The sequence below is a fragment of the Methyloversatilis sp. genome (assembly GCF_051861465.1).
Taxonomy (GTDB): domain Bacteria; phylum Pseudomonadota; class Gammaproteobacteria; order Burkholderiales; family Rhodocyclaceae; genus Methyloversatilis.
In genome coordinates this window covers 1-13,975 of sequence record NZ_JBHYCQ010000017.1, presented here as the reverse complement: position 1 = coordinate 13,975, position 13,975 = coordinate 1, and the positions used below count along the sequence as shown (strand labels likewise).

Below are 13,975 nucleotides of genomic sequence, written 5' to 3'. Positions count from 1 at the left end.
GAACGGCCGCGTAACCCGTCACAGGATGCGCGGCCGGGGTCTCTACTTCACTTCTATCGTCGCGCGCATACCGCCGTCGGCGAGCTTTTTCGTCGATATCACGTCGTCGAACACGCCGGTGCGCACCGGCAGGAACCACCACTCTGTCGTGTGCCCGGCCGAAATCTCGATGCGGCGGATCGGACCGTAGACCTCGGCCACCACCTTGCCCGTCGCATCCAGTGCCACGACCTTGCGCGTGTAGACCATGTCGGCCAGACCCGCCGAACCGAAGTAGTAGGGCTGGCTGCCCGTGTTTTCGAGCCGCAGCTTGTACAGCTTGCCGGCCTCCAGCGTCAGCGAATCGGGCGTGAAGCGGTGCTGGCCGTCGACGATGCCCAGCTTGAGCGTGACGGTGACCGGTTCCTGTTTGGTCAGGTCGGCGGCCTGTGCAGCCGTAGAAGCGGCCAGTGATGCCATCAGGGCAATGCGAATCAATCGGCGGATGCTGTTCACCACAAGTCTCCCGAGTGTCTGTACAGGCGCATGCGACCGCGCCGGACAGGGTTTGTTGCGAAAAAGCCGCACCGCACGCCGGTCGGGAATCTTTCCCTACGGCCATGCGGCTTGTCTCTCTATATTGCGCCCGGCGTCAAATTCATTAGAGCACAAATAGTTAATTGTCCAACCGAGGAGCTCCCATGCACAAGCCCACGCTGCTCGCCGCAGCCATCGCCGGCTGTTTCATCCTTCCGTCGGCGACTTTCGCGCAGGTCAATGCGCCGAAAACCGTCGAGGTCGATACGATCAACGTCCGCGGCAGCATCCTGCCCTACAAACTCGAACACATCCCGGGTTCCACCTCGGTGCTCGAGACAGAACAGCTGGAAGCCCAGCGTCCGTTCTCGATCAAGGAAGCGCTGCGCACCGTGCCGGGCGTGCATGTGGTCGATGAAGACTCGTTCGGTCTGGGCCTGAACATCGGCATCCGCGGCCTCGACCCGCGCCGTACTTCACGTACGCTGTTGCTCGAAGATGGGATGCCGCTGTTCCTCGCGCCCTATGGTGATCCGTCGGCGCACTATTCCACGCCGATCGACCGTGTCGAGCGCATCGAGGTGGTGAAGGGCTCGGGTCAGGTGCTGTACGGCCCGCAGACCATCGGCGGCATGATCAATTTCGTCACCAAGCCGATTCCGAAGCAGGGCGTCGCCGGCAGCGTCAGCGCGACCTGGGGCAACAATGACTATCAGGGTCTGCAGGCCAATGTGGGGGTCGGGGGTGAGCGCGGCGGCATCATGCTCGACATCACCGAAAAGAAGGGCGACGGCGTGCGCAAGAATCATGACTTCGACGTGTTCGAAGTCGCCATCAAGGGCCAGCTCAACCTGACGAAGAACCAGACCCTGATCGGCAAGATCGGCTACTACAAGGAAGACTCGCACATCACCGAAACCGGCCTCGGGTCGGTCGAATACGCGGAAGACAAGTTCCAGGCGCCGACCGGCAAGCAGGACCGCTTCCAGCACGAGCGCAATACCTTCCAGCTGCAGCACATCTACCAGATCAACGATGCCGCCAAGCTGAGCACGCAAGCCTATTACGTCGACTCGGACCGCGCCTCGTTCCGCCAGATCAACGATTCGGGCGGTTTGAATGGCCGTTCGGAGATGGATCGTTGCCCCGGCGTCGTGGCGACGGAAGCGAATTCGCGCCTGTGCGGTGGCCGCTGGCGTCCGCGCAGCTACGAGTACTGGGGCGTCGAGCCGCGGCTTGATTTCAAGCACAACACCTTCGGACTTGCGAGCGATGCCGTGGTCGGCTTCCGCTACCACGAGGAAGACATCAACCGCGCCCAGTTCCGTGGCGCAGACCCGCGCTTCCAGAGCCAGAGCTTTGCCGAATCATTCGCTGGCGTGAATGGCGGGACCGGCCATCGCGAACAGATCGATATCCGGGTCGAAGCCAAGTCCTATTACTTCCAGAACACTTTCTATGCCGGTGATTTTGCAATCACGCCGGGGGTGCGCTACGAAGACGTCCGGATCAAGACGGATGTGCGCCGGGCCGAAGGCCAGCCGCAGGACAACCCCGAGTCGTATCTGAACAACAGCCAGTCCAAGGTCATTCCGGGCTTCGGCATTGCGTGGAACGGCATCGACAACACGACGGTGTTTGCAGGCGTGCACAAGGGCTTCGCACCGCCGCGTCCGGACCGCGACATCGAAGCGCCGGGTGGCGCCAACACCGCCGTGGTCAGCAGGACCAAGCCGGAAGAAAGCACCAACTGGGAACTGGGCGTGCGCTCGAAGTACTTCAAGGGCATCGGGCTGGAGTCGACGCTGTTTCATACCGATTTCGACGAGATCGTCATCCAGGACAACGGTCGCTTCTTCAACGGCGGCGAGTCGCAGCAGACCGGTCTCGAAATGGCGGGCCGCATCGACTTCGGCCAGATCTACAACACGACGCACAACGTCTACCTGACGGCGTCCTGGACCAATCTGTTCACGGCCAAGTTCAAGAAGGACGTCGCATCGGAAAACATTTCCAGCGGCAACCGACTGCCCTATGCACCGAAGCATCTGCTGTCGGTGGCGGTCGGCTATCAGAACCCGCTCGGCTTCGATGCCCGCCTCGGTGCCGATCGCGTCAGCGAGCAGTACGCAGACGGCGAAAACACCACGGTGGAAGTGGACAGCGGTCAGGAAGGCACCATTCCGTCCTACACCGTGTTCAACGCGACAATGAACTTCCGTCCGCAAGGCTCGAAAACCAGCTATTTCCTGAGCGCCTACAACCTGACCGACCGCGAATATCTGGTCAGCCGGGTCGACGGCAAGTTCGCCGGCCGCGAACGTCAGGTGATCGCCGGCATCCGTTACGCGTTCTGATCGCGTCATTCCCTGTGCGAGGGCCACTCTGCGGAGTGGCCCTTTTTGTTTGGCGCCAGCGGCGGACGAGGTCAGCCATTCGCTGTAGACTTCGTGCGTGACTTCCCACATGTCCTCCATCACCCTGAATGGCGAAACGCGGGCGCTGGCACCGGATACCACGGTCGGCGCGCTGCTTGCGGCGCTCGATCTGGCCGGCAAGCGGGTCGCGGTCGAGCGCAATGGCTGCATCGTGCCGCGTGCGCAGCATGCCGATACGCGCCTGGTCGATGGCGACCGGGTCGAAATCGTCGTTGCGGTGGGTGGAGGCTGATCCGGACATATACAGATGAGCAGCGATACATGGCAGGTCGGCCGCCGCACGTTTTCGTCGCGGCTGCTGGTGGGTACGGGCAAATACCGTGATTTCGACGAAACACGCGACGCGATCGAAGCGTCGGGCGCCGAAATCATCACGGTGGCGATCCGCCGTACCAATATCGGACAGGAACCCGGCCAGCCCAGCCTGCTCGACGTGCTGCCGCCGGATCGCTACACGCTGCTGCCCAACACCGCCGGCTGTTACACCGCCGACGACGCGGTACGCACCCTGCGTCTGGCGCGAGAACTGCTCGACGGCCACAATCTGGTGAAGCTCGAAGTGCTGGGCGACGCCGACACGCTGTTCCCCGACATGCCGCAGACGCTGGCCGCCGCCGAAACGCTGGTGAAGGACGGCTTCGATGTCATGGTCTATTGCTCGGACGATCCGATACAGGCCAAGCGGCTGGAAGAGATCGGCTGCGTGGCGGTGATGCCGCTGGCCAGCCTGATCGGCTCCGGCATGGGCATCCTGAATCCATGGAACCTGCGGCTGATCATCGACAACGCACGCGTGCCGGTCATTGTCGACGCCGGCGTCGGTACGGCGTCCGATGCCGCCATCGCGATGGAACTGGGTTGTGATGGTGTGCTGATGAATACCGCGATCGCCAGGGCACAGCAGCCGGTGCTGATGGCCAGCGCGATGAGGAAGGCGGTCGAAGCCGGTCGCGAAGCCTTCCTCGCCGGCCGCATGCCGCGCAAGTTGTACAGCGCTGCACCGAGTTCGCCCAGCGCGGGCCTGATCACGCCGGGCAGCTGAGCCGCCGTTGCCTGGTGCCATCGTCCCGACATTGCGGCCCGAGCGGGCCGCCCGCCTGATTGCCTTTCATGACCGATACCCCGGACAGCCTGGAACACCGTCACATCCGCAGCTATGTGCTGCGCCAGGGCCGCATGTCGCCGGCGCAGACGCGATCCATCGAAGAAGGCATGCCGCGCTGGGGCATCCCGTATGCGGCGCAGGCGATCGACTGCGCGGCCGTGTTCGGGCGGAATGCGCCGGTGGTGCTGGAAATCGGTTTCGGCATGGGCTTCACCACCGCCGAAATCGCGGCTGCGCGGCCGGACACCGATTTCATCGGCATCGAGGTGCACGGCCCGGGCGTGGGGTCGATGTTCAAGCTGATCGCCGAACAGGGGCTGCACAATGTGCGGGTGATCCAGCACGATGCGGTCGAGGTGCTGCGCGACATGATTTCCGCCGCCTCGCTGGCCGGCATCCACGTGTATTTCCCCGATCCGTGGCCGAAGAAGCGCCACCTGAAGCGACGGCTGATCCAGCCTCCGCTGGTGGCCCAGCTGGCGTCGAAACTGGCACCCGGTGGCTATCTGCACTGCGCGACCGACATCGAGGATTACGGCCAGCAGATGCTGGACGTGCTGTCCGCCGAACCTTTGCTCGAGAACACCGCGGATGGCTTCGCGCCGCGTCCGGACTACCGTCCGCTGACCAAGTTCGAAGCGCGCGGCCTGCGTCTGGGGCACGGCGTGTGGGACGTCATCTTCCGCCGCGTCGCCTGAGCTCTGGCCGGTGTTGGGCATCGCTGCGCTCACTCCAACCTACGAGTGAGGCGAGGTTGCGAATCCAGCCCGGCGTGTAGGTTGGGGTGAGCGCAGCGATGCCCAACGCTCCACACCCCGGCCAACCGTCGCGCCGTCGGCTCGACGATTCAGTCCAGAAAGCGCTGCAGCAGTTCGTTCAGGAAGCGCCTTCCGCGCAACGTGGGGGTCACGCGGCCGGCCTCCAGTTCCAGCAAGCCGTCTTCGCGCGCCGCCAGCAGCCGCGGCATGAGCACGTCGAGCGGCAGGGCGGTATGGCGCTCGAACAGGTCGAGCGCGAAGCCGTCGTTCAGTCGCGCGGCATTCATCATGAATTCGAACGGCAGCTCGGCCGCGCCGACTTCGCGTGCTTCCTGCACGAAGTCGCCGCGCGCAGCAGCTTCCAGGTAGGCGTTCGGATGCTTGTGCCGCATGTCGCGTCGGACGCGGTCGTGGAAACTCAGCTTGCCGTGCGCACCGGCACCGATGCCCAGGTAGTCGCCGAACTGCCAGTAGTTCAGGTTGTGCAGGCACTGCCTGCCCGGCTGTGCGAAGGCCGATGTTTCGTAGTGCACGAAGCCGGCGTCCGCCAGCCGTGCCTCGATGGCCTCCTGCATGTCGGCCGAGGCGTCGTCATCCGGCAGCTCGGGCGGATGCGCCGCGAACGGGGTGTTGGGTTCCAGCGTCAGGTGGTAGCAGGACAGATGCGTCACCCCGGTGGCCAGTGCGGTGTCGAGGTCACGCAACGCTTCGCGCATCGTCTGCTGCGGCAGGGCATACATCAGGTCGATGTTCACCCGCTCGAAGGTGCGCTGCGCCAGTTCGATCGCGCGCTGTGCCTCCGTGGCGTCGTGGATGCGGCCGAGTGCGGCGAGGTGACGGTCATCGAAGCTCTGCACGCCGATCGACAGCCGGTTCACGCCGGCATCGCGAAAGCCGGCGAAGCGTTCGGCTTCCACGGTGCCCGGATTGGCTTCGAGCGTGATTTCCGCACCCGGCGCCAGATTCACACGGGCGCGTACCGCCGTCAGCAGGCGGTCCAGCCCGGTGGGCGACATCAGGCTGGGCGTGCCGCCACCGAAGAAGATGCTGTGGATGCGCCGGCCCCAGATGTCGGGCAGCGAAGCTTCGAGGTCGGCGACCAGCGCCGCGAGATAGGCCTCTTCCGGGATGCCGTCGCGCACCGCATGCGAGTTGAAATCGCAATACGGACACTTGCGCACACACCACGGAAAGTGGATGTACAGGGCGAGCGGTGGCGGTACGGTGAATTCGAGTGCGGCCGGCTGATCGGCCGGCGAGTGCCGCGAACTGGGCGACCGCGCCGGGACCAGCGGAATGACCCGGCTCATCCGCCGGTGAGCGCCTGCAGCCGCGTCAGCAGGTGACGCATGGCCGAGGCGCGATGCGACAGCGTGTTCTTCAGTTCGGGTGTCAGTTCGGCAGCGGTCTGTTCAAGCGACGGCACCCAGAAGTGCGGGTCGTAGCCGAAGCCGGCATCGCCCCGCGGTGACTCGATGATTTCGCCGTGCCACTCGCCGTCGGCGATCAATGGCCGCGGGTCATCGGCGTCGCATACCAGCACGATGACCGAATAGAAATGTGCCCTGCGGTCCTCGATGCCATGCAGTTCGGACACCACCTTCGCGTTGTTGGCGACATCGGATTTCGGCTCGCCGGCGTAGCGCGCCGACAGCACGCCGGGCCGCTCGCCGAGCGCACGCACGCACAGGCCCGAGTCATCGGCCAGCGCGGGCAGACCGGTTTCGCGCGAGGCATGGCGAGCCTTCGCCAGCGCATTCTCGACGAAGGTGACATGCGGCTCGTCCGCTTCGGCGACTCCGAGCGAGGCCTGCGTGATCACTTCGATGCCGAGCGGCGCCAGCATCGCCGACAGTTCGCGCAATTTGCCGGCGTTGTTGCTGGCCAGCACGAGTTTTTCGATTTTCATGGCAGCCCGAGTGCACGGCGTTGTGCGGCGATCAGCCCTTCGATGCCGGCTTGCGCGAGATCCATCAGCGTGCCCAGCTCGGCGCGCGAGAACGTCTTGCCTTCCGCCGTGCCCTGCACTTCGCACAGACCGCCGCTGGCGGTCATCACCACGTTCATGTCGGTGTCGCAGGCGGAATCTTCCGGATAGTCCAGATCGAGTACCGGCGTGCCTTCGTGAATGCCGACCGACACGGCCGCCACCAGTTCGCGCAGCGGGTTGCGTTCGATCAGGCCCTGGCTCACCAGGCCGCTCAGCGCATCGTGCAGTGCCACGCAGGCGCCGGTGATGGACGCGCAGCGCGTGCCGCCATCGGCCTGCAGCACGTCGCAGTCGAGCGTGATCTGGCGCTCGCCCAGCGCGACCAGATCGGTGACCGAGCGCAGGCTGCGGCCGATCAGGCGCTGGATTTCCTGCGTGCGTCCGCTCTGCTTGCCCTTGGCCGCTTCACGCGCGCTGCGCGTGTGCGTCGAGCGCGGCAGCATGCCGTACTCGGCGGTCACCCAGCCCTGACCCTTGCCGCGCAGGAAGGGCGGCAGGCTTTCCTCGACGCTGGCGGTACACAGCACGCGCGTGTCACCGACTTCGATCAGGACAGAGCCCTCCGCATGCTGCGTGAAATTGCGGGTGATGCGCAGCGTGCGCGCTTCGTCGGGCCGGCGGCCACTGGGTCGGGTCACTGTCACTGTCCTTTGGAGGAATACTTGTTGATGGCGGAATTGATTTCGGAGATGGCTGCTTCGATGGCCGACTCGTCCCAGTCCTCGCGGATCGGCACGCGGTCGCCGAAGCCTTCGAGCACCGTGGTGTGCCGGTCCAGCGGCAATGTTTTGGTCGTCACCGAGCCGCGAGGTTCCTCGGCATAGCTGTCGTGCCAGTTCAGCGCAACCATGGTCAGGTTGTCGCAGGTTTCGCCACCGGCGGCTTCGGCACTGTCCATCACGCGCGGCACGGCCTGCATCACGTCGATTTCGGTGAACAGCCTGAGCAGCTGGTCGTTGCCCAGCGGCCCCCACACGCCGTCGCTGCACAGGAACACCGTATCGCCGGCGAGCAGCGGCGTCTTGCGCGAGTACTCGATCTGCGGCGCGATCGGACCACCGAGGCAGCTGTAGATGCGGTTGCGGTGCGGATGGGTCATCGCGCCATCCTCATCCAGCAGGCCGCGATCGATCATGCGCTGCACGCGCGAGTGGTCGCGCGTCTGCGTCATCACGTGACCGGCGCGCAGCACGTACAGCCGCGAGTCACCGGCGTGCGCCCAGTAGGCCACCGAATCCTGGATCACGCAGGCGACACAGGTGGTGCGCGGGCCGTCTTCGATGTCGCGCTCGTCGGCGTAATCGAGAATGGCGCAATGCGCATTGGTCAGGCCGCGCGACAGGAAGAGGAAGGGATCGGCCAGGCGCGGTTTGGCCTCGCGCTGGAAGGATTCGACCATGTACTGCACGGCGATCTGCGCCGCGACCTCGCCCTGCAGGTGGCCGCCCATGCCGTCGGCGATCACCATCAGCAGCGCATCGCGCGAATACGAATAGGCCATGCGGTCCTGATTGGACTTGCGCTTGCCGACCCGGCTCTCCTGAAAGATCGTGAATCTCATTTGCCCACCAGCGCGCTCAGCCGGGCGCGTACGCGGTCCAGCCAGTTGTCTTCGGTGCTCTCGACCGCCGCCACGGGCTCGACCTGATCGCGCTCCCAGGTCGCCAGCGCCTTCTGCAGCGCAAATACGCTTTGCGGCCGCTTCAGATGGTTCAGATCCATGCACCAGTCTATGGTTTCGAGCAGCTGCGGCGAGTACTGACCGATCCAGCGCTGCGACGCGAGGATCACGCTGTCGCTGTCCAGCCGCTGGTCGGCGGCCTGCGGCGGTCCGCCCGACAGGCAGGCGTACATGCTGGCACCCACGCTGTAGATGTCGCTCCACGGGCCGAGCAGATCGCGGTTGCGATAGTGTTCGGGCGCTGCGAAGCCGGGCGTGTACATCGGCTTGAGCATCGGCGTGTCGGCCATCAGCGTGGTGCGCGCCGCGCCGAAGTCCAGCAGCACCGGCGAGCCGTTGTTGCGCAGATAGATGTTCGACGGCTTCAGATCGAGGTGCAGCAACTTGTGCGCATGCACTTCGCGCAAGCCGTTCAACAGCCGTGTAAACACATAGCGGATGAAGCTTTCGCGAATTTCGCCGCGCCGGCGCGTGATGTACTCCTGAAGCGTGCGGCCGCGCTCGTAGCGCATCACCATGTACACAGTTTCGTTGGCGCGAAAGAAATTGAGCACGCGCACCACATTCGGGTGATTCAGACCGGCCAGCGCCCGGCCTTCTTCGAAGAAACACTTCATGCCGTAGCGGAACGCAGGCAGGAATTCTTCGGGAATGTTCGGGGTGATCTGGCCGTCTTCGCGCAGCGCCAACGCGTTCGGCAGGTATTCCTTGATGGCCACCGCCGTCTCATCGCGGTCGTGCGCCAGGTAGACGATCGAAAACCCACCCAGGCTCAGTTGGCTGTGGATGCGGTATTGATCGAGTTCGAAGCCCGGCGGCAGGGCGCAATTGACTTGTGGGGGCATTCTGCGGGCCGCTATGATCCTGGTTTTGGCGCGATTCTGGGCGTTTGGTAACACGCTGTAAAGCTGCCCGACAGCCACTCAGGCGATCGCGCAGACCATCAGTGACCACGCGGATCATGCCTGACAATCATTGAGGGAACATCGCGTGGGAAGCATTCACAGCATGACGGGTTTTGCGACAGCTGCAGTGGCTGTCGGCCAGACAACGCTGAATCTTGAGCTGCGGACGGTGAATTCTCGTTTCCTCGACCTGCACTTCCGCTTGCCTGACGAATTGCGTGTCGCAGAGCCGCTGCTGCGCGAGCAGATCACCGGCGCGCTGTCGCGCGGCAAGGTGGATTGCCGTGGCGGCCTGCAGACAGGCGGCGACAGTGCGCGCGAACTGGCGCTCAGCGCGCCGCTGCTGGCCCGGCTGGTGGCGCTCGATGCCAGTGTGCGCGACGCCCTGCCTGACGCTGCGCCGCTGTCGGTGGCCGAAGTGCTGCGCTGGCCCGGCATGCTCGGTGACGAGGCGGTGTCGGCCGAGGCGCTGCTCGAGGCGGCCGGTCGCGCCGTGCGGCAGGCGCTGGGCGAGCTCACCGCATCGCGCCAGCGGGAGGGGGTGCGGCTCGCCGCGATGCTGATGGAACGCGTGACGCGCATGCGCGAACTGGTCGCCCAGGTCACGCCGCGCGTACCGGAAGTGGTGCAGGAGTATCAGGCGAAGCTCACCCAGCGCCTGCAGGAAGCCATCGGCAGCGCAGACGATGAGCGCATCCGCACCGAAGTCGGCCTGTTTGCGGTGCGCATCGATGTGGCCGAGGAACTGAACCGCCTGAGCGCGCACCTCGAGGAAGTGGAGCGCATCCTCTCGAAGGGGGGCTCCGCCGGCAAGCGGCTCGACTTTCTGATGCAGGAACTGAACCGCGAAGCCAATACGCTGGCGTCCAAATCGGTCGCGCAGGACGTCGGCAATGTGGCGATGGAACTGAAACTGCTGATCGAACAGATGCGCGAACAGGTGCAGAACATCGAGTAGGTGCACGCGGCATCGTCGCTGCCGCGCCTGTCGTCAACACAGCAGTCCGGCGGTGTGCCGCGCGATCATCCATTCTTCGTTGGTCGGAATGACGCACACGGCCACCCGGCTGTCGAGTTCGCTGATGCGGGTTGCGCCCGCCACATTGGCGGCCGCGTCGAACGCGACGCCCATCCAGCCGAGCGGCTGGCAGATCCGCTCGCGCACGGCGGCCGCGTGCTCGCCGATGCCGCCGGTGAATACCAGCGCGTCGATGCCTTCGAGGGCGGCGGCCAGCGAGCCGATCTCCCGTACCGCCCGATAGCAGAACAGGTCGACTGCCTGCGCCGCCTCGGCAGTATCCGATTCGAGCAGCGTGCGCATGTCCGAAGACAGCCCCGACACGCCGAGCAGGCCGGATTCGCTGTACAGCAGGCGGGTCAGCGCCTGTACGTCCATGCCGTGCCGTTCCATCAGGTAAAGCAGTACGCCGGGGTCGAGGCTGCCTGAACGGGTGCCCATCATCAGTCCGTCGACCGCGGTGAATCCCATGCTGGTTGCCTGGCTTCTGCGCGCGACCATGCCGCACATCGATGCACCGTTGCCGAGGTGCGCGACGATCACGCGTCCGTCGGCCTGGGCGGCCGGCAGATGCTGCGGCAGCACGTCGGCGATGAATTCGTACGACAGGCCATGGAAGCCGTAACGCAGCACGCCTTCGTCGGTGATCCGGCGCGGCAGCGCGAACATCTGTGCAAGGTCCGGCTGCGTGCGGTGGAATGCCGTATCGAAGCAGGCCACCTGCGGCACACCGGGCAGCGCACGGGCCATCGAATCGATGCCGGCAAGGTTGTGCGGCTGATGCAGGGGCGCCAGGGGAACCAGATCGCGCAAGGCAGCGATCACCCGTGCATCGAGCAGGACAGGTGCCGAAAACTGCCGCCCGCCATGCACCACGCGATGACCGACTGCCGTGATGCGCAATCCGGCATCGCAGTCATGAAGCCACTGCGCCAGACGGCGCAGCGCCTCGCGGTGCTGCAGTTCCGCGGAGCCCTCGATGGGCAGCTCGACATCCTCCAGCCGGTTGCCCGCCGCATCCTCTGCCGTCAGGCGGACCGGCCGCCCGGCCGCCCCGATGCCATCGATGCGGCCGGTCATGCGGGCGTGCTGCGGCACGTCGCGCGGGTTCGCCGGCAACGCGAACAGCGCGAACTTCACCGAACTGGAGCCGGCGTTGAGCGTCAGCACGGCATCGCTCATGCATCGCTCCGGGTCACTGCATTGCGCTTTGCGTGTGCCATGACGACGGCGATGGCGGTCGACGTGGTCCGGGTCTCGGCGGAGTCGGCACGACTGGTCAGCACGAACGGTACGCGGGCGCCCAGAACGATGCCGGCAGACAGCGCCTCGGCGAGGTACTCCAGCTGTTTGGCGAGCATGTTGCCCGACTCGATGTCGGGCACCACGAGGATGTCGGCCTGTCCGGCCACCACCGACCGGATGCCCTTGGTGAGCGCCGCCGCTGCCGAGATCGCATTGTCGAAGGCCAGCGGGCCATCGAGCAGCCCGCCCCGGATCTGACCGCGGTCCGCCATCTTGCACAATGCGGCGGCGTCGAGCGTTGACGGCATTGCCGGATTGACCGTTTCGACCGCGGCCAGCAGGGCGACCCTGGGCTCCGGAATGTGCAGGATGTGCGCAAGGTCGATCGCGTTCTGCACGATGTCGGCCTTTTCCAGCAGCGTCGGCGCCACATTGATCGCCGCATCGGTGATCAGCATCAGCCGCGGATAGGTCGGCACGTCCATCACGAACACATGGCTCATGCGGCGTGCCGTCCGCAGGCCGGTGTCCTTGCGGATCACCTCGCTGACCAGTTCATCGGTGTGCAGGCTGCCCTTCATCAGGGCTTCGCACTCGCCGGTGCGGCACAGTGCCACCGCGCGCTCGGCCGAGGCATGGCTGTGCAGGGTGTCGACGATCCGGCAATCGCCGAGATCCATGCCGAACTCCTCGGCCAGCCGGCGGATTTTCGGCTCGGGGCCGACCAGCGTCGGCACGATCAGGCCACGGTCTCGCGCCAGCAGGGCGCCGCGCAGCGATTCCGCATCGCAGGGATGCGCCACCGCCATCGAAATCGGCGTCAGGCCGTGCGTGACCTGCATCAGGCGCTCGAAACGCGTCTTCCTCGTGTCGGACAGCCGGAATTCCGGCAACTCCGTCTTGACCAGCCGGACCTTGTCGCTCGGCGCCAGTACTTCCGCCGTGCCGTGAATCACCTTCTCTCCGTGCTGATTGATGCACACGCAGTCGAGGATCATGTGCTTGTTGTGATCGAACTTGCGATCGCAGCGCACCGTCACGGTGACGGTGTCGCCGACCCGTACCGGGCGGCTGAAGTGCAGTGTCTGGTCGACGTAGATCGTGCCGGGACCGGGAAACTGGGTGCCCAGCAGGGTGGAGATCAGCGCGCCGCCCCACATGCCGTGGGCGATGACCTCGGTGAAGATGGACGAGCGGGCGTATTCGGCATCGACGTGCGCCGGGTTGATGTCGCCGGACATGATGGCGAACATGTGAATGTCTTCGTTGCGCAGCGTGCGCAGCAGGGTGGCCGTGTCGCCTACGGCGATTTCGTCGTACGTGCGGTTTTCTATCCAGAGCGAATCGGGATCGGTGACGTGGTTCATGAGCTGTCCGCGTTCAGGGTGTATCGGTATTGTCGGGAAGGTACGCGCCGCGGCTGATGGGCCGGACCCCGGTTCCGCCGGGAGCGCCCGGGGTCTGCATCCGCATCAAGCCATGATGTTGTGACCGCCGTCCACATAGAAGGTCGAGCCGGTCAGGCGGCGTGCGTAATCGGTGGCGAGATAGGTCAGGGCGACGCCCACATCGTCGATGTCGACCCGCTCGCCGATCGGCGACTTCTGGACTGCTTCATACATCAGTTCATCGAATTCCTTGAGTCCGGACGCCGCCCGGGTGCGCAGCGGCCCTGGCGAGATGGCATGCACGCGGATGCCCTTCGCGCCAAGTTCGAACGCCAGATAGCGCACGGACGCCTCGAGCGCCGCCTTGCACGGGCCCATTACGTTGTAGTTGGGCACCACCTTGTTGGCACCCATGTAGCTCATCGCGAACAGCGAGCCGCCGTCGGTCATCAGCGGCGCAGCCAGGCGGGCCATGCGGATGAAGGAATGACACGATACGTCCATGGCCTTGGCGAATGCATCAGCCGGGCAATCGATCAGACCGCCGGCCAGCGCCTCCCGGGGCGCAAACGCGATCGAGTGCAGCGCAATGTCCAGGCGACGCCATGTGGTGTGGATCGCCGCAAAAACGTCTTCCATCTGACCCGCCACCGACACGTCGAGCGGCAGCAGCAGTTCGGCGCCGAGTTCCTTCGCCAGCGGTTCGACAAAGGGTTTCGCCTTGTCGTTGAGATAGGTGATCGCCAGTTCAGCACCTGCCGCGTGCAGCGCGCGCGCGCAGCCCCAGGCGATCGAGTTCTCGTTGGCGACGCCGATGATCAGTGCCCGCTTGCCGCTGAGCACGCCCTTGTTGCCGTTGAGGCTGTAGAAAAACCCGCTTCATCGTCCGTTTACATGCCGTGGTTATGATCGGTCATCGCTTCGACGGAGC

14 protein-coding genes are annotated in these 13,975 nt (G+C 65.1%); 5 read left to right on the top strand and 9 right to left on the bottom strand.

All coding sequences use genetic code 11. The features are described 5' to 3' along the window. Positions 1-42 precede the first annotated feature (42 nt). Entirely contained in the window at positions 43-495 is a 453-nt protein-coding gene (locus tag ACTIFF_RS17290) for a hypothetical protein (RefSeq protein WP_439537957.1), read from the bottom strand. A gap of 185 nt (positions 496-680) precedes the next feature. On the opposite strand from ACTIFF_RS17290, the gene ACTIFF_RS17285 reads away from it, so the two are divergent. From ACTIFF_RS17285 to trmB, 4 genes are all read left to right on the top strand, one after another. Beyond that, complete coding sequence (locus ACTIFF_RS17285; protein ID WP_439537956.1) at positions 681-2,873, top strand: TonB-dependent receptor family protein; 2,193 nt, start codon at positions 681-683, stop codon at positions 2,871-2,873. 109 nt (positions 2,874-2,982) lie between these two features. After that, complete coding sequence (gene thiS / locus ACTIFF_RS17280; protein WP_305632714.1) at positions 2,983-3,186, top strand: sulfur carrier protein ThiS; 204 nt, start codon at positions 2,983-2,985, stop codon at positions 3,184-3,186. 15 nt (positions 3,187-3,201) lie between these two features. Continuing rightward, positions 3,202-3,996, top strand: a complete 795-nt coding sequence (locus ACTIFF_RS17275) for a thiazole synthase (RefSeq protein ID WP_439537955.1) — start codon at positions 3,202-3,204, stop codon at positions 3,994-3,996. Positions 3,997-4,064: 68 nt separating this feature from the next. After that, the gene (gene trmB / locus ACTIFF_RS17270) at positions 4,065-4,757 is read left to right on the top strand and encodes a tRNA (guanosine(46)-N7)-methyltransferase TrmB (RefSeq protein WP_439537954.1); all 693 of its coding nucleotides are present in this window, start codon (positions 4,065-4,067) and stop codon (positions 4,755-4,757) included. A gap of 149 nt (positions 4,758-4,906) precedes the next feature. Here trmB and hemW read toward each other — a convergent pair whose 3' ends face one another. From hemW to ACTIFF_RS17245, 5 genes are read right to left on the bottom strand one after another with little or no spacing between them, the layout of a single operon-like run. Next, a complete protein-coding gene (gene hemW / locus ACTIFF_RS17265) occupies positions 4,907-6,127 on the bottom strand; it encodes a radical SAM family heme chaperone HemW (protein WP_439537953.1) in 1,221 nt (406 codons plus the stop codon). Next, complete coding sequence (gene rdgB / locus ACTIFF_RS17260) at positions 6,124-6,726, bottom strand: RdgB/HAM1 family non-canonical purine NTP pyrophosphatase (RefSeq protein ID WP_439537952.1); 603 nt, start codon at positions 6,724-6,726, stop codon at positions 6,124-6,126. The genes hemW and rdgB overlap by 4 nt, the downstream gene beginning before the upstream one ends. Beyond that, positions 6,723-7,445, bottom strand: coding sequence for a ribonuclease PH (rph, locus tag ACTIFF_RS17255; protein WP_257097916.1), 723 nt, complete (start codon positions 7,443-7,445; stop codon positions 6,723-6,725). The genes rdgB and rph overlap by 4 nt, the downstream gene beginning before the upstream one ends. A 2-nt stretch (positions 7,446-7,447) precedes the next feature. After that, positions 7,448-8,368, bottom strand: coding sequence for a PP2C family protein-serine/threonine phosphatase (locus ACTIFF_RS17250; RefSeq protein WP_257081989.1), 921 nt, complete (start codon positions 8,366-8,368; stop codon positions 7,448-7,450). Further along, positions 8,365-9,333 (bottom strand): serine/threonine protein kinase, encoded by a 969-nt coding sequence (locus tag ACTIFF_RS17245; RefSeq protein WP_439537951.1) that lies wholly within the window; start codon positions 9,331-9,333, stop codon positions 8,365-8,367. Before ACTIFF_RS17245 ends, ACTIFF_RS17250 begins: the two co-directional genes overlap by 4 nt. A 163-nt stretch (positions 9,334-9,496) precedes the next feature. Between ACTIFF_RS17245 and ACTIFF_RS17240 the strand changes: the two genes are divergently transcribed. Next, positions 9,497-10,351: a YicC/YloC family endoribonuclease gene (locus tag ACTIFF_RS17240; RefSeq protein ID WP_439537973.1), complete on the top strand. Its 855-nt coding sequence runs from the start codon at positions 9,497-9,499 to the stop codon at positions 10,349-10,351. 33 nt (positions 10,352-10,384) lie between these two features. On the opposite strand, the gene ACTIFF_RS17235 is transcribed toward ACTIFF_RS17240, so the two are convergent. The 3 genes from ACTIFF_RS17235 to fabI form a co-directional block, all read right to left on the bottom strand. Then, a complete protein-coding gene (locus ACTIFF_RS17235; RefSeq protein ID WP_439537950.1) occupies positions 10,385-11,593 on the bottom strand; it encodes an acetate/propionate family kinase in 1,209 nt (402 codons plus the stop codon). Then, positions 11,590-13,023 (bottom strand): bifunctional enoyl-CoA hydratase/phosphate acetyltransferase, encoded by a 1,434-nt coding sequence (locus ACTIFF_RS17230; protein WP_439537949.1) that lies wholly within the window; start codon positions 13,021-13,023, stop codon positions 11,590-11,592. The genes ACTIFF_RS17235 and ACTIFF_RS17230 overlap by 4 nt, the downstream gene beginning before the upstream one ends. Positions 13,024-13,128: 105 nt before the next feature. Further along, the gene (gene fabI / locus ACTIFF_RS17225) at positions 13,129-13,887 is read right to left on the bottom strand and encodes an enoyl-ACP reductase FabI (protein WP_439537948.1); all 759 of its coding nucleotides are present in this window, start codon (positions 13,885-13,887) and stop codon (positions 13,129-13,131) included. Positions 13,888-13,975 lie beyond the last annotated feature (88 nt).

Excerpts from the sequence above, each read along its gene's own strand:
- thiS (WP_305632714.1), top strand. The coding sequence starts at position 2,983 with ATGTCCTCCATCACCCTGAATGGCGAAACGCGGGCGCTGGCACCGGAT.
- ACTIFF_RS17275 (WP_439537955.1), top strand. The coding sequence starts at position 3,202 with ATGAGCAGCGATACATGGCAGGTCGGCCGCCGCACGTTTTCGTCGCGG.
- ACTIFF_RS17230 (WP_439537949.1), bottom strand. The coding sequence starts at position 13,023 with ATGAACCACGTCACCGATCCCGATTCGCTCTGGATAGAAAACCGCACG.
- ACTIFF_RS17285 (WP_439537956.1), top strand. The coding sequence starts at position 681 with ATGCACAAGCCCACGCTGCTCGCCGCAGCCATCGCCGGCTGTTTCATC.
- ACTIFF_RS17245 (WP_439537951.1), bottom strand. The coding sequence starts at position 9,333 with ATGCCCCCACAAGTCAATTGCGCCCTGCCGCCGGGCTTCGAACTCGAT.
- ACTIFF_RS17250 (WP_257081989.1), bottom strand. The coding sequence starts at position 8,368 with ATGAGATTCACGATCTTTCAGGAGAGCCGGGTCGGCAAGCGCAAGTCC.
- trmB (WP_439537954.1), top strand. The coding sequence starts at position 4,065 with ATGACCGATACCCCGGACAGCCTGGAACACCGTCACATCCGCAGCTAT.
- ACTIFF_RS17235 (WP_439537950.1), bottom strand. The coding sequence starts at position 11,593 with ATGAGCGATGCCGTGCTGACGCTCAACGCCGGCTCCAGTTCGGTGAAG.
- hemW (WP_439537953.1), bottom strand. The coding sequence starts at position 6,127 with ATGAGCCGGGTCATTCCGCTGGTCCCGGCGCGGTCGCCCAGTTCGCGG.
- rdgB (WP_439537952.1), bottom strand. The coding sequence starts at position 6,726 with ATGAAAATCGAAAAACTCGTGCTGGCCAGCAACAACGCCGGCAAATTG.
- ACTIFF_RS17240 (WP_439537973.1), top strand. The coding sequence starts at position 9,497 with ATGACGGGTTTTGCGACAGCTGCAGTGGCTGTCGGCCAGACAACGCTG.